A 19397-nucleotide genomic window follows, 5' to 3' on the forward strand; every position below is an offset into this window, starting at 1 on the left:
GCGATCTTCTTTTTTGCGCGTGTCACCCTTGTCATTCTTGGCGGAAGGCTTAGGGTGATTTCGCATAAATCTTCTTCGAGGCGAACCTCAGAAGTGAGGTTACCGCCGTGGTGTGCGAAAGTCAATCCGGAATCTCCGCAATCGAAATGTCTCGCACACTTCGCACGGAGGCGAAAGGGCATTTTCTTGTGCTCACGGCATTTCTAGATGAAAGCTATGACAAAGAGATTTTCGTCGTCGCTGGCTTCTTCTCGTATGAGGATGACTGGCGACGGTTAGAGAAAAGATGGAAAGCAACTTTGCGAGAAAATCGGATCAAGCGATTTCATGCAGCCGACTGCAATAGTGGATTCGGGGAATTCAGTGGATGGACAGCTAAACGGCGAACTGGGCTGATGAAAAGATTACTTCGATTCATCGTAGAACAGGAAATGTACGGCATATATTCTGGAGTTGTGCAGCCCGCCTTTCGGGCTGAATTTAGGATAAGAACAGATGACGAAGCATATCCACTGTGTCTCCAGCATTGTCTAGAGATCATTGGAGAAAAAACCGTCCGTCTCCCGGCCACAGAGAAAGTCAAAATCATCGTGGATTCATCCAGGTTCGCGTCGAAAGGCGCGGATGTGTTCCACTTTATGAAAACAAAACGCGGTTGGCAGCATGGGACGCGTTTGCACAGCATTACGTTTTCCAGTTGGCGGGAGTTTATTCCTTTGCAGTGCGCGGATCTCATGGCCTATGAGACATTCAAGATGTTAAGACGCACTGAAGTCGAGCCACATCGGTCAGAACGCAAGTCATTCTCCGTTCTTGCTCGCCTGCCCATTTTTGGAGGTCATTTCGATCAAACAGCGATGCGGCAACTCAAAGATGCCCTGTCAGCCGAAGAATCAAAATACAAGGAGGGTTAAATCAAATGTCTGCTGTCGCGGCGGAAAGGAAGCCAAGGTTACCGAATGATCTGTCCACGGGTGATGTTAAAGAATTGCTCAAGCCCATTACGAACCATGATGTCATCGCAGAACTCTACTCATTTGGGTCAACGCTTCTCATTGACATCAAAGAACGCAACAGTCAGATAGAAGCCAAGGCAGCGGTGGTTATCGGATGGTCAACAGGCATTGCGGCTTTCCTGTTTACCCAAATTAAGGCCGAAGTTTGGGGGGTTGTCGTAATGCCCGCCATAATCGCTTCGATTTTTGCGGTGATATCTGCCTACCGCGTCATAAAGACGCGGCCCGACTGGCGCGATCCAAGCGATAAGGACTGGTTCCGCGAATCAGCGTTGAAAGACGCGGATGATCTGCGTATCTTTCATGTCCGGTCTATGCATGACATTAGACAAAATCAATCAGACATCGCCGGAGAAAAAGCTGAGTTTTTGCTACGGGCAGAAAGATGGCTGATTGCCTCAGCCACGTTGCTTGCTCTAGGAATCGCAGCGAGACTTAGCGTTTTTCTTTATCCTTATTTTCATCGGTTTTTCTGACCACGTTAGGACTTGTGTCTTCGCTGCGATGTTTGTTTGGTTGAATATCCTCATCGCGCCCACCGCCGCGTTCAACGGGTGCGGGCGTTGTCGGCGTTGGCGCTTGATCTTTATCGTTGTCGGCCATTGTTCCTCCAAGTGGAATAACTGGCTGTGGGCCGGGTCAGTTTGGCGCTGATCCGGCCCAATCTGAGAAAAGTCTATCATTCGCCAGATACTTGATGATAGGGGATAATTACCCCAATCGGATTCCTTCCCGAAAGACACGGTTTTCGGTTGTCAAAGACCATTTTTCCAGCCACCTGGGCGGCCTGGGGCTCAAAAGCCAAATACCAATAACCAAGTACTAACTACCGTCTTTGGGCATTTTACCGTCTTTTATTCGCTATATCCAGCGCGAACTAGTTCAACGCTGCGCACGCTTGTCAAGTGTCCTGAAGGTCAGTCACGATGAAGAAAAAAGGAGATTGGAAGAAAGTCAGTTCGTCTTCGGACGCGGAGCGGGCGCTCCGCGCAGCAAGCCTTCGGTGCTCAAGTCTTCGTCGAGGTCCGGCCAGTGGATGCCGTAGCCACCGCCAGAAACTTTCCAGTTGTCTCTTTGTTCCGCGGTGGCCTGGAGCAGGCGCGGATACCAAGTCAGAGGCACGGTAATGGTCCGCCCGTCTTTCAGCGTAACGCTTAGGGCGTCGCCGCTAAATGCCACTTCGGCGACGCGCTCATCCGCGCCCAGTGCCAAAATACCCATGCCAAGCCTCCAACAACTGTTCCCGATTAGTCTCTACAATCTTCTGCAGCAGACCAAGCTCTCTTGCATTAAAACCAAAATTGCTGGCCAAAGCAACCGGATTCAGCCAGAATTTCGCGGAAAGGTCGTCCCGGTCAACATGCACGTGAGGCGGCTCGTTGGGTTCGTGGCTATAGAAGTAGAAGCGATACGGACCTGATCGGAGCACTGTCGGCATGCGCAGGCCATTGTAGCAACCTCGACGACCACCTCCCACTCATTCCTTTCGCCGACTCCGCTTTGGGCCCTCCGCTCCTTCGTCCCTGCTAAAATCATCCAATAGTCTTCATGTTCAAGAATCTCCAGCCGCTTTTCCCGTACCTGAAAAAGTATCGCCTTACTCTGTTCTGGGGAGCGATGACCGTTCTGTTCAACAACGGCATCTGGGTGCTGTTTCCGCAGGTCCTGCGCCGCGCCATTGACGACCTGAACCACACCGCCACGCGCCAGAAGTTTCTCATCTATTCCTTGCTCCTGCTGGCTATCGCGCTGAGCAAGGGCGTGTTCCAGTTCCTCACTCGCTGGCTGATGATCGGCGTCTCGCGCGAGATTGAATACGACCTTCGCAATGACATGTTTGCCCACCTGGAGCGGCTCCCTTACGCCTACTTCCAGAAGAACCGCACCGGCGACATCATGGCCCGTGCCACCAACGACCTGAACGCCGTGCGCATGCTGCTGGGACCGGCCATCATGTACACCGCCAACACCCTCGTGTTCACCCTGGCCGCGCTGGCTTTCATGTGGAGGACCAGCCCTAAGCTAACGATTTACGCCTTCCTGCCTTTGCCGCTGGCCAGCGTGATCATCCAGTATTTTGGGCGGCGCATCCACGAGCGCTTTGAGCGAATCCAGGCGCAGTTTTCTGAAATCTCCGCGCGCGCCCAGGAAAACTTTTCCGGAGCGCGCCTCATCCGCGCGTACGCCCAGGAAGACGCCGAGATCGCGCTGTTTGAACGCTCCAACCTGGAATATGTGGCGCGCAGCCTGCCGCTGGCGCGGCTGATGGGCATGCTGTGGCCGGCGCTGGAGCTGCTGTTGGGACTGGCCATCGCCCTGGTGCTGTGGCTGGGTCCGCGTGAAGTCCTGCAACAGCACATTACGCTCGGCGGCTTCGTGGCTTTTCTCACTTACATTGTCATGCTCACCTGGCCGGTGATCGCTCTGGGCTGGGTCATCAATATTTTTCAGCGGGGCCTGGCGTCCATGGGACGCATCAATGAAATCCTGGTGGCCCAGCCGGACATCAATGACGCGGCCGTTGCCGACGACTTGAAGCACGGCAAGTCCATCCGCGGCGCGCTGGAATTTCGCCATCTCAATTTCAGTTACAACGGCACGCAGGTGTTGAAGGACATCAACCTTGAAGTTCCCGCGGGCAGCAGCCTGGCGATCGTCGGACCCACGGGCGCAGGCAAGACCACGCTGGTCAGCCTGATCCCGCGAATATTCGACGTGGCCAACGATGCAAAAGGCGGGGAGGCCTATACTCCCGCCGCTTCTGGACAACTTCTGCTCGATGGCCGTCCGCTGCGCGAATACCCGCTGGAAGTGGTCCGCCGCAACATCGGTTTTGTTCCGCAGGAGACGTTTCTCTTCAGTGACACAGTGCGCGAGAACATCGCCTTCGGCGTGGAGAGCGCCACCGACGAGCAGGTCCGCGCCGCCGCCGAAGCCGCCAGCATCGCCACCGACATTGAAGCCTTCCCTGACCAGTACCAGACCATGGTGGGCGAACGCGGCATCACTCTTTCCGGCGGGCAGAAGCAGCGCACGGCCATCGCCCGCGCCATCATTCGCGACCCGCGCATTCTGGTGCTGGACGACGCGCTGGCCAGCGTGGACACCTACACGGAAGAAAAAATCCTGAATCACCTGCGCGAAGTCATGCAGGACCGCACCACCATCTTTATCTCGCACCGCGTCTCCACCGTGCGCAACGCGGACCGCATCGCCGTGCTGCATGAGGGACGCATCGTGGAACTGGGCACGCATGAAGAGCTGCTGGCGCGTAACGGCTACTACACTGAGCTTTACAACAAACAGCTGCTGGAAGAGGAACTGGCGCAGGTTTAACCAGGAAATAAACCTAGCCGGAAAAAAGTCTGGCCAGAAAAAGGTCTAACGATGAAACGCGTGGTGGTGGCCGAACTCCTGGACAGCGACGCCGGCACGCCGCGTGAAATCGCCGCCAACCTGGCCGATCTGTGCACCATCAACCGCCGCCTGGGCGGAGTGCGGGCAATGAGTCGAATGCTGGCAGCAGTCGCCGCGGCACGCGGTATCAAAGAGCTAAGCTGGCTGGACGTTGGCGGCGCGACAGGTGATATGGCGAGTGAAGTGCAGAAGTCGCTGGCGAGATTCGGCATTTCACTTCGTCCTGTGGTCCTGGACCGCGCAGCCGGCCACCTTGGCGCAACATTGCCCAGCGTCTGCGGCAACGCTCTGGCCCTTCCCTTCCGCGACGCAAGCTTTGACGTGGTTGGCTCTTCTCTCTTTGCTCATCACCTGGAGCCGGAAGAGTTGCTTTTATTCGCAGCGGAAGGTCTTCGCGTGGCTCGACATGCTTTCCTGCTGGATGACCTGGTCCGCAACGCGCTGCACTTTGCTCTGGCCGTTGCCGGACGGCCCATCTATCGCAGCCGCCTCACCCGGCACGACGCGCCGGTCTCCGTGCGCCGCGCTTACACGGTGGACGAAATCCGCGGCATCCTGCAGCCCGCCGGCGCGGCAAAAATCGAAATCAAGACTTCATTCCTTTTTCGCATGGGAGTGATTGCATGGAAGTAGCCGCGGCCCCGTACGATCTGATCGTTGCCGGCGCAGGCCCGGCCGGCTCTGCGTGCGCCATCACCGCGGCCCGCGCGGGGGCCCGCGTGTTGCTTCTGGATAAAGACCGCTTTCCTCGCCACAAAGTTTGTGGAGAATTTGTGTCAGCGGAATCGTTGCGACTGCTGGAGTCTTTGCTGCAGGAGAGCCTGTTTGGTTCACGCCTGGAAATCGGATCTTCGCGTATCTTCCTTGACGGCAAAACGGTCCGCCTGCCGGTTGCGCCCGCGGCGCTGAGCATTCCCCGCTATGATTTGGACGCGGCCCTTTTGCAGGCGGCACGGCGGGCCGGCGTGCAGGCGGAAGAAGGCGTGGCGGTGCGCGACGTACAAATGCCGGCTGTCGCCGATGATCTGTTTCACGTGGCCACTTCGGAAACAACTTTCACCGCGCGCGCCGTGGTCAACGCCAGTGGGCGCTGGTCGCAACTGACGAAGTATGATGCGGGCGGCCAGGCGAAATGGCTCGGCCTGAAGGCGCATTATCGCGAATCCTCGGCGCCAACTTCCGTTGATCTCTACTTCTTCCCCGGAGGCTACTGCGGCGTAACGCCTTTGGGTCCGGACTCGGTGAATGCCTGCGCCATGGTCCGCGCGGACGCGGCAACCACGCTGGACCGGGTTCTTGCCGCGCATCCGGAGCTTCTGGCCCGCAGCCGGAATTGGGAGCCGCTGTTCGCCGCGATTACCACCTCGCCGCTGTACTTCCGCACGCCAGTCACCGAAACCAATGGCATGATCTGCGCGGGCGACGCCGCCGGATTCATTGATCCCTTCGCCGGCGACGGCATCTCACTGGCTTTGCACAGCGGCACTCTGGCGGCGGAGTCGCTGGTTCCTTTCCTGCAGGGAAAATGTTCGCTGGCTCAGGCCCGCGCGCAATACAGCGCCGCTTACGCCCGGCGTTTTACGCCGGCGTTTCGCAATGCAGCGTGGCTGCGCCGCGGCCTTTCCGCGCCCAAGTGGATCAGATCGCTCGGCCTAAGTTTGATGGGGACGCGCCCGGTGGCGAAGTTGATTGTGAGGAAGACGAGAGCGCGGATGCGGTGATACGGCGCGCGTGGCCTATCGCGTCGCCGCCAGTTTTTGCCGACGCATCACGCGCCGCGCCACGGCCAGCAAGTCGGCGACTTCAAATGGCTTCACCAGACAGAAGATCTGGGTGGCGTCCACAAAGGCCCGCACGCCGGCGTCAGAGACGTTGGAAAGCACCAGCACGGTCTTGGGTACCAGGGCCGGCAGGTCCTTTTCGATCAACCGGAAAACGCGCTCGCTGGACCACTCGCCGGGGATCTTGCTGTCCAGGAAGACGGCGTCAAACTCCTGGCGGCGAAGTTTCTCGGCCGCCTCTTTGCCCGTGGTCGCGGTGACCACCATCAAGCCCGCGGCGCTGAGCACTTCGGCTTCCAGGTCGAGCACCGCCTCTTCGTCATCCACCAGCAGCACGCAGCCTTCCAGGCGGGATTCACGGCGGGCCACAATGCGGTCGCGTTCGGTGACCGGCTTTTCGCCTACGGCCACGGGGAGCCGGACTTGCACCAGCGCGCCGCCATCGGGATGGTTCTGGGCGGAGATTTCTCCGCCGTGCTCCTTCACGATGCCGTAGCAGATGCTCAGTCCCAGGCCCGTGCCCTTGCCCACGCCTTTGGTGGTGTAGAAAGGATCAAACACGTGCTTGGGATCGCGGATGCCGTGGCCGGAATCGTGGAATTCGCTCACCACGTGCCCGTTCTCGGCGAAGATCTTGATGGCCAGCCTGCCGCCCTGGGGAGATTCCATCATGGCGTCGGCCGCGTTGTTGATGATGTTCAAGTACACCTGCTCCAACTGGTGCGGGTCCGCCACCACCGAGGGCAGGAGCGGATCAAATTCGCGGTGTACTTCAATGTTGTTGACCTTCAGGTCATAGTCGCGCAGGGCGATGGTATCTTCCGCCACGCTGCGCAGATCCACGTGGACGCGTTTGGGTTTGTGCTGCCGCGCAAACGACAGCAGGTTCTGCACAATCTTTTGCGTCCGCTGCGCCTGCTTGTGCAACTTGAGAACAAAATCCTGTACCCGTGGATCCAGGGTTTCACTCTCCAGCAATTGCGCGTAACCCAGGATGGCCGTCAGCGGGTTGTTCAGTTCGTGGGCCACGCCGGAGATCAACTGTCCCACGGCCGACATCTTTTCGCTTTGCAGCAGCTGTTCCTGCGTGCGCCGCAGGTCTTCATACGCCTGCTTGGTTTCCTGATAGAGCTGGATCTTTTCAATGGTGGTGGCTAGTTGCCGGCCCACGGCAACCATCACGCTGACTTCTGAGTTGTTGAACTGGCGGAAGGTGCGGCTGCTGGTGGCCAGCACGCCAAGCATTTTTTCTTTGCGCCACAGCACCACCCACATCCAGGACTTCAGGCCTTCGGCTTCCACGATCTTATGCAAAATCTCCGGCAACTGCGGCAGGTGGTCGTGATCAATCATTTCGGTGTGGTTGGCGCGCAGGGCCGCCACGAAGTCAGCGGGCAGCGGGAGAGACGCTCGGGCGTCCATGAACGTGCTGCGGTAGCCGTACGCCGCTTTCTTCATCATGGAAGAGGTTTCTTCGTCAAATAGGTAAACAGAAGAAGTGTCGGTCCCCAGCAACTCCACGATCTGCAGCATGATCAGCTGCAGGATCTCGTCCAATTCAAACGACTGGTTGAAGGTGACGGCAATGGTGTTGAGGACGTAGAGTTCGCGATTACGCCGCCGGATTTCGTCCTCAGCGCGCTTCATTTCCGTTACATCCATCAGCACGCCCTGGTAGCGTTCCACTTTGCCGCTGGCGTCGCGCGTGGCAAAGCTGCTTTCGATGGCGTGGATTTCCTTGCCATCCTTGCGCCGCAAACGATTTTCAAAATTTCTCACGTAGCCGTGCTGGCTGATCTCCCGCAGGAATTTTGCGCGGTCCTCCACGTTCATGTAGATGGACTCCACCACATTCAGCCTGAGGATTTCCTCTTTGCTGGAGTATCCCAGCATGTGCACAAAGGCCTCATTGCAGTCCAGGAGTTTGCCGTCCGGAGTGGACGCGAACACGCCTTCATGCATGTGGTTGAACAAGGATGCATAGCGCTCATCCGCGGCCCGGGCTTCGGTGATGTCCTTGATCACGTGCACGGTGCCACCGCGGGAGACGTCTTCTCCGGCGTAGGGCGAAGTGGACACCACGGAATAGCCGCCCAGGCTGGGGTCTTCCTCGCCGGAGCATTCGGCGTGGGCGCAGTAGGGACATCCTTGCCAGTTGATGCCGGCGCCGGGCATCACCGCTTCGCACAGTTGTTCCAGCACCTCATCGCGGCCGCGGCCCAGGCGGGTAAGCAGGGCCTGGTTCGCCCGCAGGATGCGGTATTCCGGATCGTGGACCAAAATGCAGTCCGGAATGGAGTCAAAGGTCTGCGCCCACTCGTTGCGCGACCGGATGACCTGTTCCACCAATTGGCGATTTTCCGCTCCCAGCCCCAGTTGCTTGGCCACTGCCTTGAGAAAATTCTTTTCGCCTTGGGTGTAAGCGCGAAAGTGCGGCATGCCCAGCACCAGGATCCCGATACGCGCGTGCTTGCCTTCCACCGGAACCAGCACCATGTGGTGCATGCCGTCGCGCTTGAGCACCTGGCCGACTTCCGGAAGCGCTTCTGCCGCGCGCATTACGTAGATTTCGCTCTCACGCAAAGCAAAGCCGCTGACGCTGCGGCTGGCTTCAATACTTTTGGCCTGGGCGACAAAGGCCCGGGAGAGCCCGCGATGCTCGGCGATCACCAGTTTGTCGCCTTCCAGCACGCGGAACCAGGCGGCGCGGGCCCGGGAGATCCGCTTCAATTCTTCCAAGGCGGTGCCCACCGCGGGATCAAAATCGGCAGAGTCAGAGATTTGGTTGGTCAGCTTATTGAGCACGTCCAGCCGCTCGATCTGCACTCGCGAGTCGTCCAGCACCAGGATGAGCATGCCCACGCCCAGCAGCAGGTCCACAATTGTGTCGTGGGGCATGAAGGCATTCGGGTTATGCCGCAAGGGAAGATGGAGGAAAAAGAACATGACCGCCAGCAGCCAGCGTCCTGGCGCTATCCGGCCCCAGGCAGCCCGCACCATCTGCACGGTGGCCACCAGCAGGACCGCTCGCCAGCTCAGGTACACCGCGCTGCTCAGAACACCGGACTGGGGCAGCCACAGGGAGCGCACCACCGAGAGAACCAACGCCCCGGAGAGAATGACGCCTGCCGGCCATAGCAGCCGCCGTTCGGAGACGTACATGAATACGGCTGCCGCCAAAAGGAATACCGCCACCAGAAAGGAAACGGTTGCCGCCGCCGGCCAAAACCGGGAAACTCCTTGCGTCGCGTTCAGCGCGATGAACAGTTTGCAAATGCCATAGACCGACCAGCCGGCAATCCAGGGCAGCAGGTACTTCTCGCGAAAAATGCGATAAAGCAGGATCGCCCCTGCCAGCAAGATCAGCAGGGTGGAGGCTTCGGCCAAGATGGCTGATTGCAGCGCCAAATCCATGGTTTATCGGTTCAAACGGCTATCTTAATCGAGTGGAAACTTATATATCATAGATTACTATCGGCATCGGGGTTTATACCCTTTGGTCATTGTATTTCCGGTTAACCTGGGATACATTAAAAATCCTCCCAAAAAGGTTAGATTTACCCAATGGATGCAGAGCGAATCCTGGTCGTGGACGACGAAGAGCCCATTCGGGAGATCATCTCGTCTATGCTGAGCGCCGCTGGTTACAAAACCAGGCAGGCCTGCTCGGGCATGGAAGCCTTGGCCATTCTGAACAGCACGGGCGAATTTGAGCTGATGCTGTCTGACCTGATGATGGCCGAAATGGACGGCATCGCCCTGCTGGACCGCTCCAAAGAAAAGTATCCGGACATGCCGGTGATCATGGTCACCGCCCAGCATGATATTTCCATCGCTTTGGCCACCATCCGCAACGGCGCTTACGACTACCTGCTGAAGCCGTTTGAGCGCGAACAGCTCCTCAACATTGTGGCCCGGGCCCTGGAGCACCGCCGCCTGAAGCTGGATAACCGCGCCTACCAGTCCAACCTGGAGTCTCTGGTGGCGGCCCGGACCGAGCAACTTCGCCAGGCCATGACCGACCTGGAGCGCTCGTACGACATCACGCTGGAAGCCCTGGGCGATGCGCTCGACCTGAAAGACGCTGAGACTGAAGGCCACTCCAAGCGAGTCACCGCCTTCACCATCGCCATCGCCCGCGCCATGGGGCTGTCGGGAGAGAAAATACGGGTCATCGCCCGCGGCGCTTTCCTCCATGACATTGGAAAAATGGCCATTCCTGACGCCATTTTGCGCAAACCCGGCGCCCTGACTCAGGAAGAAACCAGAATCATGCGGGAGCATTGCTTCCGTGGCTACCAGATGCTGAAAAAGATCCCCTTTCTCTCCGAGGCTGCGGAAATCGTCTACGCGCACCAGGAGCGTTATGACGGAACCGGCTATCCGCGCGGCTTGCACAGCAATGAAATCCCGGTAGGGGCGCGCATCTTCTCCGTGGCCGATACCTTGGACGCCATCACCTCTGACCGCCCGTATCGTGCCGCCCAGGGCATCAGCGTGGCCCGCGACGAAGTGGAGCGCTACGCCGGCACCCAGTTTGATCCCGAAGTTGCCCGCGTTTTTCTGGAAATGCCGGACACCATCTGGGAAGACCTCCGCAAAGAGATCAATTCGCAGATCTACAAATTCACTTATCCTCTGACCAAATCGCTCGAACTCCAGCCGAAATAGCACCCTGTTCACTCACCTCTTATGACCCTTCCAGCGATACAATGATCCCTTCGGATTTTGATTCGTTTCGCAGAGAGGTGTGCGTATGGCTGTCCTCACGGATGCAGAAATCCAGCAGGCCCTGGGCAAACTTCCCGGCTGGGGGCGCAACGGCATCGCCATCCAGCGCGTGTTCGAGTTTCCTGATTTCAAGGCGGCCATGGCCTTCGTGAATAAAATCGCCGACGCCGCGGAGCAGGCCAACCATCACCCGGACATAGACATCCGCTACAACAAAGTCACCATGGCATTGGTATCGCACGATTCAGGCGGGATCACAGGAAGAGACGTGCGGATGGCGGAGAAGATCAACCAGTTGGCCGGCTAAAGGCTAGGCTTTCTGCTGTTCCAGCGCTTCCGCCAGATGGTCAAGAGCCGACTGGATGGCTTCCAGTTGCTCGTCATAAAACCTGCTGAATTCACCCAACGAGTCGGCGCCATCGGCAAGTTGTTCAACCCAGCCCAGCATCCGTCCGCGAGCGCGTTCGCTGGCAAAAAGCAATCCTAAACCGCTCAACCCCAGCAACGCCGCAGGCACAAACCAGTTCTTCATACGCGTGGTCCCCAGTATTGAAATCGTCCCTTGCTCGGATCTTTTGTGCATGACCATTGGACAGCCGTAGACAGCTTTAGGATGTTCAATCATCGGACTTTTGTACAGTTACTCAGGTAATGCTCTTACGACGCCGACCAACCACTCCAAAAGACGGGCCGGCACGACTCCTGCGGTATGCGCGATTTGTTGCGCTCGACAATCGCCCGCGCCACGCTTGGGCGCGTCCCTTGCATTGCCTTGATTGGAGGTGTCCAATGGTGCTAGCGGAAGGTACACGAAAATGGCGAAAGTTGCAGGAACTCCGGGGGCCCGCTTCGCTTTGTCCTTTTTGGTCCTGGTCATTTTGCTGGTGATTCTGCTGGTCATCGCCGCCAGGCATTGGGAAAAAAGGCCTGCGACTCCGCTGGAACATCGCGGCGCGGTCATATCTCAATATTCTGTTTCGTAATTGCCCTTTGATCGCTCGCCAGCTAAACTCACCTGTTTTATCGAATCCCGTCTAATTCTTCCGTGGAGTTAAGAATGATGCTACAGCGTGCCCTGACTTTGTCCTTCTCCGTCCTACTGCTGTTTGCTCTTAGCGCAACCGCCCAGCAACGTAACCGTGAAGGCCGGCCTCCGGGCTCGGCGCCGGCGGCCAGCCCGGCAGCCGACCAAGCCGCCAAACCTGCGGCCGAAGCCAAGAAAGAACCGGCCGAGCAGCCTCCCGTGGTCACTCACCATGAAATCCACGTTGGCGGCAAGACGCTGCATTACACCGCCACAGCCGGCATGATGCCACTGAAGAACACTGACACCGGCGAGGTGGAAGCCAACGTCTTCTACATGGCTTACACCATGGACGGCCAGCAAGCCGAGCGTCGCCCGCTCACGTTCTCATTCAACGGCGGCCCCGGCTCGGCATCCGTGTGGCTGCACCTCGGGGCCATCGGCCCCAAGCGTGTGAAGATGCAGGCTGACGGCATGATGCCCGCGCCTCCTTACCAACTGGTGGACAACGAGCATACCTGGCTCGACCAGACTGACTTGGTGTTCATTGATCCCGTGGGCACGGGATACAGCCGCGCCGTCAAGCGCGACCAAACGCGCAAATTCCTGGGCCTGCGCGGCGACATCGAGTCCGTGGGCGAATTCATCCGCCTGTATCTGGGACGCAACGAGCGCTGGGCGTCGCCGCTGTTTATGGTCGGCGAAAGTTACGGCACCACGCGCGCCGCCGGGCTCTCCGGATATCTGGTGGAACACGGCATCGCCTTCAACGGCATCATGCTGATCTCCAGCATCCTGAACTTTGAGACCACAGACGGCGCTCCCGGCAACGATCTGCCTTACGTCCTTTTCCTGCCGACTTTTGCCACCACCGCCTGGTACCACAAGAAACTTGGTCCCGACATGCAGGACTTCAACAAACTGCGCGCTGACGTGGAAGACTGGGCGCTCAATGGCTACGCCGACGCTCTGGCCAAAGGCGACCGGCTCACCCCGCAGGAACGCAGCGCCGTCGCCGACCGGCTGGCCAAGTTCACCGGATTGAGCAAGTCCTACGTCGAGAACAGTGATCTGCGCGTGGACGAGCCGCACTTTGTAAAAGAACTGCTGCGCGACCAGCGCAAGACCGTGGGCCGCCTGGACAGCCGCTTCACCGGCAGCGACCGCTCGGGCATCGCCGAGACCGCGGGGTTCGATCCCAGCATGAGCGCCATCCGTCCGCCGTACACCGCCATGTTCAACCAGTACGTGCGCACTGAGCTCGGCTACAAGTCAGACCTGGAGTATTACATCCTGGGCGGAGGCTTCCGCTTTGACGAGTGGGACTGGGGCGTCCAGCGCGGCGGCTTCCCTGACACGGCGCGCGCCCTAAAAGACGCTTTCGACAAGAACCCTTACATGAAGCTGTTCATCGGCTCGGGATATTACGATCTGGCCACGCCCTATTACGCCACGCAATACACCATCAACCACATGGGCCTGGACAACGCGCAGCACTCGCGCATCACCCTGGGCTACTACGGCGCCGGCCACATGATGTACATCCAGGACAGCTCGCTGGGTGAGTTGAAGAATGACGTGGGGAGGTTCATTGCGAACGCGCTGAAGTAAGGCAATCGCCGTAATCGCACGGAATCGCGCGTGATCGCCGTGATCGCGCGTAATCGCCGTGATCGGGGCTCAGACAACGGGAGCGAATGAACTCAGAAAAGCATCAGGAGTTAAGAACGCGAACCAAGGCCTTTGCTCTGCGCGTGATTCGCATGTCTCAAGCCCTGCCCCGAAGCCGCGAGGCAAACGTAATCCTTCAGCAAGTTCTTAGATCTGCAACTGGCATGGCGGCCAACTATCGCGCCGCTGGTCGATCAAGGTCAAAGGCTGAGTTCATCGCGAAGATCGGTGTTGTTGTGGAAGAGGCAGATGAAACCGTGTTTTGGCTTGAGATGCTCGGAGATAGCGGTATTGTGCGTCCTGTGAAATTGCAAAGTTTGCTCACTGAGGCAACTCAGCTCGTAGCAATCTTCACTGCATCCCGGAAAACCGCCAGAACTTGAGGGGCGAGAGCGGCTGGAAAAGACACTTGGCTTCTTTTCCGATTCCGCGCGATTACGGCGATTTCGCGCGATCACGGCGATCCTAAGAGCTTTTCCCAAACGGCTCTTCCAAACTCGGACTTTGCGGCGTGAACAACTCCGCACCGTTCTCCGTGATGTGCATGTCGTCTTCCAGGCGGACGCCGAATTCCCCGCGAATGTAAATCCCCGGCTCGTCGCTGAAGCACATGCGCGGCGCGAGCGGCAAAGTGTTGCCGCGAACCAGGTACGGCCACTCGTGGCCGTCCATGCCGATGCCGTGGCCCACGCGGTGGCCAAAATGTTTGTAGTCGGGGCCGAAGCCGGCGTCGTCAATCACCTTGCGTGCCGCGGCATCCACGGCCTGGCACTGCACGCCGGGTTTGGCGGCGGCCAGCGCGGCGGACTGCGCGCGATGCACGATCTCAAAGACCTTCTTCATCTTGTCCGTCGGTTTGCCCAGTACGACCGTGCGGCTGATGTCAGAGTCATAGCCTTCCACGTTGCAGCCGCCGTCCATCAGCAGAATGGTGCCTTCGCGGATGACCTGCGGCTTGGCCGAGCCGTGCGGTAACGCGGAAGACTCCGCCACTTGGACCCCGGCCCCGCCCTGGAAGCCCTGCTGCGCGTGCGCCGCCGAGACCATCTGCGCGAAGTCCCGCTGCGTCATGCCTTCTTTGGTGGAAAGGTACGCGGCTTCATAGGCGGCCAGTGTGACCTGGTTGGCCAGGGTCATCAGTTGCAGCTCGTGGTCGCTCTTGATCATGCGGCAGCCGGCGGTGACCGGAGTGGCGCTCAGGATCTGCGCCGCTGGCGCGGCCTTGCCCACACCCGAACTGAAAACGTAATGGACCGTCTCTTCCATGCCGATCTTTCCGGCGGCGATGCCGCGTTCCTTCATGCCGTCGGCTATGCGCTGGTAAGGGCTTTCATCTTCCTGCCATATGCGGACGTCGGCTTTGGAGTCGCCCATGCCCATGACGATCTGTTCGCGCGCGCGGTCCTCTTCAAACGCCGGGCAAACGTAAAACGGATTGCCCTTCGCCGGCACGATCATCGCGAACAACCGCTCGCTCAGCCACCAGCGGATGCCGGTGAAGTACACCAGGCTCGTTCCGCCGATCATCATGATGGCGTCAAGTTTGCTCTCCGCCATCAAACGCCGCGCGCGTTCCAGGCGTTGCTGGCGTTCTTCAATCGTGATGGGCTTGGCTTCGTCCTTGCGCGACTTCAGTTTGGCGATGGGCTGGGGCACAAATTTGGACGGGCCCTCCTGCTCGGCGAAGAGCGCTCCCCGTGGGACAAGCGCGGCAGACGTGGCAATTCCGGCATTCTGCAGAAAACGGCGGCGAGAAGAGTTCATTGGGGCTCCTTGGAGGAATGGATAGAGTAACACCGCTGAGATTGGTGATCGAAAATGCCAAACCCAAAACCTTGAAACACAGAGGAACGGAGGAAGCGGAGGATTTTGGGAATTGTCAGGATTGCCGAATTGCCAAGATTGCCAAGATTGCCAAAACTGCAATCAGCCGCTACCCAGCTTTGGCAACTACCGATTCTTCGTCCCTCATTCCTCCGTGTCCTCCTTTCCTCCGTGTTTCAAAGATTTTGGGTTTCGTCTTAAGGCTTCGCGCCCGCCGTTCCAGGTTTTGCCGGCTGGGTTGCAGGACCATTGGGCACGGTCGGTGTTGTGACCGGTCCCGGCTCCGGCTTGGGCGGCATTTCGGCTTTGCTGAAGCGCGGCAGCATCTCATCGCGCATGGCCAGTTGGTATACGCTGGCTGCGGCAACCATCGCGGCTTTCTTCACGTCGTCTTCAATGATCCGCTCGTAGGTGTCCAGGTTGGTGTGCCATGTGTCAGCGAAGTATTCAATCGGGTCCTGCGCCATGCCGATTCCCGGCAGCCCCGCCTGGGAAAATGAAGTTGAGTCCGTGCCGCCTGCCCGGCGGTTCTTGTTGGAAATCACCCCGGCCACGCCCAGGTCAGCAAACGGAGTGACAATCTGGCGCAGGATGTCGGCATCTTCCGGCGGACCAAACACCCCCAGGCCGCGGACGCGTCCGGTGCCGGAGTCAATGTTGAAGTAGCCGCCGAATTTGGCGTACTCCGGCTTGGGATCTTCAAACGAGCCGAAGTGTTCCTTCACGTACGCCTGCGATCCCAGTAAGCCTTGCTCTTCGCCGCTCCACAGCGCCACGCGGATGGTGCGCCGCGGCTTCACTCCCAAGGCTTTCAAAATGCGCGCAGCTTCCATCATGATGGCGCAGCCGATGGCGTTGTCGGTGGCGCCGGTGGCGGAGTGCCAGGAATCCAAATGCCCGCCCAGCATGATGACTTCGTCTTTTTTGTCCGTGCCGGGAATTTCCGCGACGGTGTTGTACGTAGTTTTCCCTTCCGGAAAAACTTTGTTCTGGATGTTGAATTCCAACTGCACAGGCAAGCCGTCGGCCAGAATGCGTACGATGCGCCCGAAATCTTCATTGCGTAGGACGACCGTCGGCACCACCTTGGCGGGATCGTAGGTGCGGTTCTGGAAGGCGCGGATGTGCCCGTTGGTCATGTGCGCATCATTCAGCCGCATGGCGGCGCCGTTGGCCAGCAGAAACTGGTCAGTCTGTTCGTTGATCTGCGCCGGCGTCAGCACGCCCGGCTCCGGCGGCGTTGGCGGCTGCCCCGGACGCGGGCCAAATTGCCCCGCATTGGGATTCTTGGGGTCAAAACGCTCGGCGACCGTTTTGTCCTCCAGCCGTCGCGGAGGAACTTCAATCACCACCGGCACGGCGTCCCCTTTGCCCACCAGCACCATCTTGCCTTTCACTTGGTCCTTGACGATCGCGAAATAAGCTGTCAGGTCCTCTTGCTTGGGCTTTTCGGGAATGACCATCTGGAAGACTTGCGCGGTGATCGTCCCCTTGGTGCTCGGCGTCCAGGCCCAGACTTTGAACGTAAGCTGGTCTTTGACGGGAGCAACGATGTAGCCGCTGGCACGCTCGTTCATCCAACCGGGATGGCCAAAGTCCCACGGCTCCAGGTGGCCGTTTTCAAATCCCCACTCTTTCATTTGCTTCAGGGCCCAGTCCGCCGCGGCTTTGTGGTTGGGCGAACCGGTCAGGCGCGGGCCGTAAATGTCGGCAAGAAAATGCATGGTGTGCATGATCTGCGAGTGGCTGGCTTCCTCGTCGCGAATCTTCTTGTTGATGTCAGGATCAACGGCGGTCTGCGCCGCCAGGGGAAGCTGCAAGAGACCGAGACAGACGACCAGGGGAAAGAGACGATTCCGCAATGACATTCAGGTTCTCCGGTGGATAAAGATAAAGGTTGGCCGCACCAATGTCCATCTTGAGGAATGCCGGCAATCCGGTAACCATGCGGGCACCGCGCCATGTGCTTTACTCGCGCGCAAAGGTCATGACGTATAATGGCCAGTCAAATCCATCCCCCGGATTCCAAAAAACAGGAGAATCACATGTCCACGACACCAACAGGTGGTCCGCAAACGCCGGGCGCTATGCCTCCGGCCAAGAAATCTAACGCGCTTCTTTGGGTTCTGGGCGGGTGCGGGACGCTGATCGTCATCGTCATCCTGTGCTTTGTCGGCTTGTATTACTACGGCATGCATAAGTTGGAGAAGGCCGGCATTAGTCGTGAGCAGATGCAAAAGAACCCTGCCCTGTCCGCAGCCAAGCTCGCCGTAACCGTGAATCCGGACACAGAAATCGTGTCCAGCGACGACAACGCCGGGACCATGGTGGTGCGCGACAAGAAGACCGGCAAAACCACCAAGATGAAGTTTGATCCCCAGAAGAGGACCATGGTGATCACTGACGAGAAGGGCAAAGAAACCACCTTCTCCGCCGACTCGGAGAAGGGCAATCTAGAAATCAAGAGCGACGACGGCACCATGAAGATCGGCGCCAACGCGGACAAGCCGCCGGACTGGGTGCCGGTGTATCCCGGCTCCTCGCCCAAGAACACATACTCGCTTAGCGATGCCAAGGAACAAAACGGCAGCTACGTCTTCACCACTTCCGACGCCAGCGACAAAGTCATGAATTACTATGACCAGCAGCTCAGGTCTGGAGGCTTGGAGGTCTCCAGCACCACTCATATCTCCGAGGGCAAGGTCTCTGGCATGGTCAACGGGGAAAGCAAGGACAAAAAACGCACGGTGATTGTAACCGTCGGGGCGGAAGGCGACGGCACCAGCGTCAGCGTGGTGTTCACCAGCAAAAAATAAGCGGATTGCAGGCGGACGGCAGCCGAAAACACCGGGCCGCCGAGCCAGATCCAGCGGCGCAATAGGTGGTTGCCTGTTGCGCCGTTTCACTTTTGGCGGCGCGCGCTTCGCGTGACGAGGTGGCTCCCGGTGATTTTGGCCGTCAGCCTGGGCCGGTGTGACGCAGATCATGGCGCCGTCCGCAGCATCAGGTACGATTTGCGTCTGGCGGCAATGCAGACGGCGGCTCTTCACGTTTGACGCCGCTTACCGCAGAGTTTCATAATGAAAGGTTTGCTCTTGCAGACGGACCCGAATAAGGAGCGCACAATACAGCATGGCTAGCGCCGTCTCGCCTCATAACGTTGCCAAAGGTGTTCCGCCGTTGCGCGCCGGCCAGGGCGGTTCCTTCCTCTGGCGCAGGCTGCATTCCTTAAGCGGCATCATCCCAGTGGGCGCGTTTCTGGTGGAACATTTTATTTCCAACGCCTTTGCCACCAACGGGCCGCGCGCTTATGCCGACCAAGTAAAGTTCTTGAGCGGTCTGCCGTTTGTCCCGGTGCTGGAGTGGGTTGGCATATATATCCCGCTGGCCTATCACGCGCTTTACGGCTTTTACATCTGGATCCGCGGGCAATCCAACGTGAGCGACTATCCCTGGGCCGGCAACTTCATGTACGCGGCGCAGCGCTGGACCGGAGGCATCGCCTTCCTGTACATCGGATGGCACGTATACACCATGCGCATCGCGCCCGTCCACCTCATGGATAACCCGCAGGCGGCCTTCCACAAAGTACAGATGGAATTACAGCACCCTTGGGCGATCGCGTTTTACATCATCGGCATCGTCGCGGCGTCATGGCACTTCTCGTATGGTTTGTACCTGTTCGCCGCCAAATGGGGCATCACGGTGAGCGAGCGGTCGCGCAAAGGCTTTGGCCTGGTGTGCACGGGCATCGCCGTCGCGTTTATCGCGGTCGGCCTGGCGACCATGGGGGCGTTCTTCCGGACACAGTGGTTGAACACTCCGGAGAAGCTGCCGGCGGCGCAACAAGTCGTGGAGAACGGACATTGAGAAATTAACCACAAAGGACACGAAGGAACACAAAGGAGCTAGCAGAAAGAATAGTCCGGGCCT

At 58.7% G+C, this 19397-nt stretch carries 19 protein-coding genes; 12 read left to right on the forward strand and 7 right to left on the reverse strand.

Features of this window, described 5'->3' with window-relative positions; translation table 11 throughout:
• Window positions 1-146: 146 nt before the first annotated feature.
• Together LAO20_16470 and LAO20_16475 are read left to right on the forward strand one after the other, a co-directional pair.
• Complete coding sequence (locus LAO20_16470) at window positions 147-914, forward strand: DUF3800 domain-containing protein (GenBank protein ID MBZ5533025.1); 768 nt, start codon at window positions 147-149, stop codon at window positions 912-914.
• 5 nt (window positions 915-919) lie between these two features.
• The gene (locus LAO20_16475) at window positions 920-1492 is read left to right on the forward strand and encodes a plasmid SOS inhibition protein A (protein ID MBZ5533026.1); all 573 of its coding nucleotides are present in this window, start codon (window positions 920-922) and stop codon (window positions 1490-1492) included.
• On the opposite strand, the gene LAO20_16480 is transcribed toward LAO20_16475, so the two are convergent.
• The 3 genes from LAO20_16480 to LAO20_16490 form a co-directional block, all read right to left on the reverse strand.
• The gene (locus LAO20_16480; GenBank protein ID MBZ5533027.1) at window positions 1452-1619 is read right to left on the reverse strand and encodes a hypothetical protein; all 168 of its coding nucleotides are present in this window, start codon (window positions 1617-1619) and stop codon (window positions 1452-1454) included. The genes LAO20_16475 and LAO20_16480 overlap by 41 nt on opposite strands.
• Window positions 1620-1970: 351 nt before the next feature.
• Window positions 1971-2237, reverse strand: a complete 267-nt coding sequence (locus LAO20_16485) for a DUF2442 domain-containing protein (GenBank protein MBZ5533028.1) — start codon at window positions 2235-2237, stop codon at window positions 1971-1973.
• Window positions 2209-2454, reverse strand: a complete 246-nt coding sequence (locus LAO20_16490; protein MBZ5533029.1) for a DUF4160 domain-containing protein — start codon at window positions 2452-2454, stop codon at window positions 2209-2211. Before LAO20_16490 ends, LAO20_16485 begins: the two co-directional genes overlap by 29 nt.
• Before the next feature lie 110 nt (window positions 2455-2564).
• Here LAO20_16490 and LAO20_16495 point away from each other — a divergent pair, with 110 nt between their 5' ends.
• The 3 genes from LAO20_16495 to LAO20_16505 are packed head-to-tail and all read left to right on the forward strand — an operon-like array spanning window position 2565 to window position 6154.
• On the forward strand, window positions 2565-4352 hold the full coding sequence (locus LAO20_16495) for an ABC transporter ATP-binding protein/permease (GenBank protein MBZ5533030.1): 1788 nt from the start codon (window positions 2565-2567) through the stop codon (window positions 4350-4352).
• A 51-nt stretch (window positions 4353-4403) separates the two neighbouring features.
• Window positions 4404-5066 carry a methyltransferase domain-containing protein gene (locus tag LAO20_16500; GenBank protein MBZ5533031.1) on the forward strand — a complete coding sequence of 221 codons (663 nt, stop codon included), beginning with the start codon at window positions 4404-4406 and terminating at the stop codon, window positions 5064-5066.
• A complete protein-coding gene (locus LAO20_16505; protein ID MBZ5533032.1) occupies window positions 5057-6154 on the forward strand; it encodes an FAD-dependent oxidoreductase in 1098 nt (365 codons plus the stop codon). Before LAO20_16500 ends, LAO20_16505 begins: the two co-directional genes overlap by 10 nt.
• Before the next feature lie 15 nt (window positions 6155-6169).
• Here the strand turns inward: LAO20_16505 and LAO20_16510 are convergent, their stop codons facing one another.
• Entirely contained in the window at window positions 6170-9628 is a 3459-nt protein-coding gene (locus LAO20_16510; protein ID MBZ5533033.1) for a PAS domain S-box protein, read from the reverse strand.
• 150 nt (window positions 9629-9778) lie between these two features.
• On the opposite strand from LAO20_16510, the gene LAO20_16515 reads away from it, so the two are divergent.
• Complete coding sequence (locus LAO20_16515; GenBank protein MBZ5533034.1) at window positions 9779-10885, forward strand: response regulator; 1107 nt, start codon at window positions 9779-9781, stop codon at window positions 10883-10885.
• An 85-nt stretch (window positions 10886-10970) separates the two neighbouring features.
• Window positions 10971-11252 carry a 4a-hydroxytetrahydrobiopterin dehydratase gene (locus LAO20_16520; protein ID MBZ5533035.1) on the forward strand — a complete coding sequence of 94 codons (282 nt, stop codon included), beginning with the start codon at window positions 10971-10973 and terminating at the stop codon, window positions 11250-11252.
• Window positions 11253-11255: 3 nt separating this feature from the next.
• Here the strand turns inward: LAO20_16520 and LAO20_16525 are convergent, their stop codons facing one another.
• The gene (locus tag LAO20_16525) at window positions 11256-11477 is read right to left on the reverse strand and encodes a hypothetical protein (protein ID MBZ5533036.1); all 222 of its coding nucleotides are present in this window, start codon (window positions 11475-11477) and stop codon (window positions 11256-11258) included.
• 283 nt (window positions 11478-11760) lie between these two features.
• On the opposite strand from LAO20_16525, the gene LAO20_16530 reads away from it, so the two are divergent.
• The 3 genes from LAO20_16530 to LAO20_16540 all read left to right on the forward strand — a co-directional run bounded on the left by LAO20_16530 (window position 11761) and on the right by LAO20_16540 (window position 14023).
• On the forward strand, window positions 11761-11928 hold the full coding sequence (locus tag LAO20_16530; GenBank protein ID MBZ5533037.1) for a hypothetical protein: 168 nt from the start codon (window positions 11761-11763) through the stop codon (window positions 11926-11928).
• A gap of 74 nt (window positions 11929-12002) precedes the next feature.
• Window positions 12003-13580 (forward strand): peptidase S10, encoded by a 1578-nt coding sequence (locus LAO20_16535; GenBank protein MBZ5533038.1) that lies wholly within the window; start codon window positions 12003-12005, stop codon window positions 13578-13580.
• Between the two features lie 86 nt (window positions 13581-13666).
• Entirely contained in the window at window positions 13667-14023 is a 357-nt protein-coding gene (locus tag LAO20_16540; protein MBZ5533039.1) for a four helix bundle protein, read from the forward strand.
• A gap of 82 nt (window positions 14024-14105) precedes the next feature.
• Here LAO20_16540 and LAO20_16545 read toward each other — a convergent pair whose 3' ends face one another.
• Both LAO20_16545 and LAO20_16550 read right to left on the reverse strand, forming a co-directional pair.
• Window positions 14106-15404 carry a Xaa-Pro peptidase family protein gene (locus LAO20_16545; protein MBZ5533040.1) on the reverse strand — a complete coding sequence of 433 codons (1299 nt, stop codon included), beginning with the start codon at window positions 15402-15404 and terminating at the stop codon, window positions 14106-14108.
• A gap of 257 nt (window positions 15405-15661) precedes the next feature.
• Window positions 15662-17332, reverse strand: coding sequence for a M20/M25/M40 family metallo-hydrolase (locus LAO20_16550; GenBank protein MBZ5533041.1), 1671 nt, complete (start codon window positions 17330-17332; stop codon window positions 15662-15664).
• Window positions 17333-17509: 177 nt separating this feature from the next.
• Here LAO20_16550 and LAO20_16555 point away from each other — a divergent pair, with 177 nt between their 5' ends.
• Entirely contained in the window at window positions 17510-18280 is a 771-nt protein-coding gene (locus LAO20_16555) for a hypothetical protein (GenBank protein ID MBZ5533042.1), read from the forward strand.
• Window positions 18281-18596: 316 nt separating this feature from the next.
• Complete coding sequence (locus tag LAO20_16560) at window positions 18597-19334, forward strand: DUF1691 domain-containing protein (GenBank protein MBZ5533043.1); 738 nt, start codon at window positions 18597-18599, stop codon at window positions 19332-19334.
• Window positions 19335-19397: the final 63 nt, after the last annotated feature.

The organism is Terriglobia bacterium, assembly GCA_020072815.1.
In the GTDB taxonomy this organism is placed as follows: Bacteria; Acidobacteriota; Terriglobia; order Terriglobales; family Acidobacteriaceae; genus Angelobacter.

Bases quoted from the DNA above. Each gene is read 5' to 3' on its own strand.
- LAO20_16470 (MBZ5533025.1), top strand. From the start codon at position 147: ATGTCTCGCACACTTCGCACGGAGGCGAAAGGGCATTTTCTTGTGCTC.
- LAO20_16475 (MBZ5533026.1), top strand. From the start codon at position 920: ATGTCTGCTGTCGCGGCGGAAAGGAAGCCAAGGTTACCGAATGATCTG.
- LAO20_16480 (MBZ5533027.1), bottom strand. From the start codon at position 1,619: ATGGCCGACAACGATAAAGATCAAGCGCCAACGCCGACAACGCCCGCA.
- LAO20_16485 (MBZ5533028.1), bottom strand. From the start codon at position 2,237: ATGGGTATTTTGGCACTGGGCGCGGATGAGCGCGTCGCCGAAGTGGCA.
- LAO20_16490 (MBZ5533029.1), bottom strand. From the start codon at position 2,454: ATGCCGACAGTGCTCCGATCAGGTCCGTATCGCTTCTACTTCTATAGC.
- LAO20_16495 (MBZ5533030.1), top strand. From the start codon at position 2,565: ATGTTCAAGAATCTCCAGCCGCTTTTCCCGTACCTGAAAAAGTATCGC.
- LAO20_16500 (MBZ5533031.1), top strand. From the start codon at position 4,404: ATGAAACGCGTGGTGGTGGCCGAACTCCTGGACAGCGACGCCGGCACG.
- LAO20_16505 (MBZ5533032.1), top strand. From the start codon at position 5,057: ATGGAAGTAGCCGCGGCCCCGTACGATCTGATCGTTGCCGGCGCAGGC.
- LAO20_16510 (MBZ5533033.1), bottom strand. From the start codon at position 9,628: ATGGATTTGGCGCTGCAATCAGCCATCTTGGCCGAAGCCTCCACCCTG.
- LAO20_16515 (MBZ5533034.1), top strand. From the start codon at position 9,779: ATGGATGCAGAGCGAATCCTGGTCGTGGACGACGAAGAGCCCATTCGG.
- LAO20_16520 (MBZ5533035.1), top strand. From the start codon at position 10,971: ATGGCTGTCCTCACGGATGCAGAAATCCAGCAGGCCCTGGGCAAACTT.
- LAO20_16525 (MBZ5533036.1), bottom strand. From the start codon at position 11,477: ATGAAGAACTGGTTTGTGCCTGCGGCGTTGCTGGGGTTGAGCGGTTTA.
- LAO20_16530 (MBZ5533037.1), top strand. From the start codon at position 11,761: ATGGCGAAAGTTGCAGGAACTCCGGGGGCCCGCTTCGCTTTGTCCTTT.
- LAO20_16535 (MBZ5533038.1), top strand. From the start codon at position 12,003: ATGATGCTACAGCGTGCCCTGACTTTGTCCTTCTCCGTCCTACTGCTG.
- LAO20_16540 (MBZ5533039.1), top strand. From the start codon at position 13,667: ATGAACTCAGAAAAGCATCAGGAGTTAAGAACGCGAACCAAGGCCTTT.
- LAO20_16545 (MBZ5533040.1), bottom strand. From the start codon at position 15,404: ATGAACTCTTCTCGCCGCCGTTTTCTGCAGAATGCCGGAATTGCCACG.
- LAO20_16550 (MBZ5533041.1), bottom strand. From the start codon at position 17,332: ATGTCATTGCGGAATCGTCTCTTTCCCCTGGTCGTCTGTCTCGGTCTC.
- LAO20_16555 (MBZ5533042.1), top strand. From the start codon at position 17,510: ATGTCCACGACACCAACAGGTGGTCCGCAAACGCCGGGCGCTATGCCT.
- LAO20_16560 (MBZ5533043.1), top strand. From the start codon at position 18,597: ATGGCTAGCGCCGTCTCGCCTCATAACGTTGCCAAAGGTGTTCCGCCG.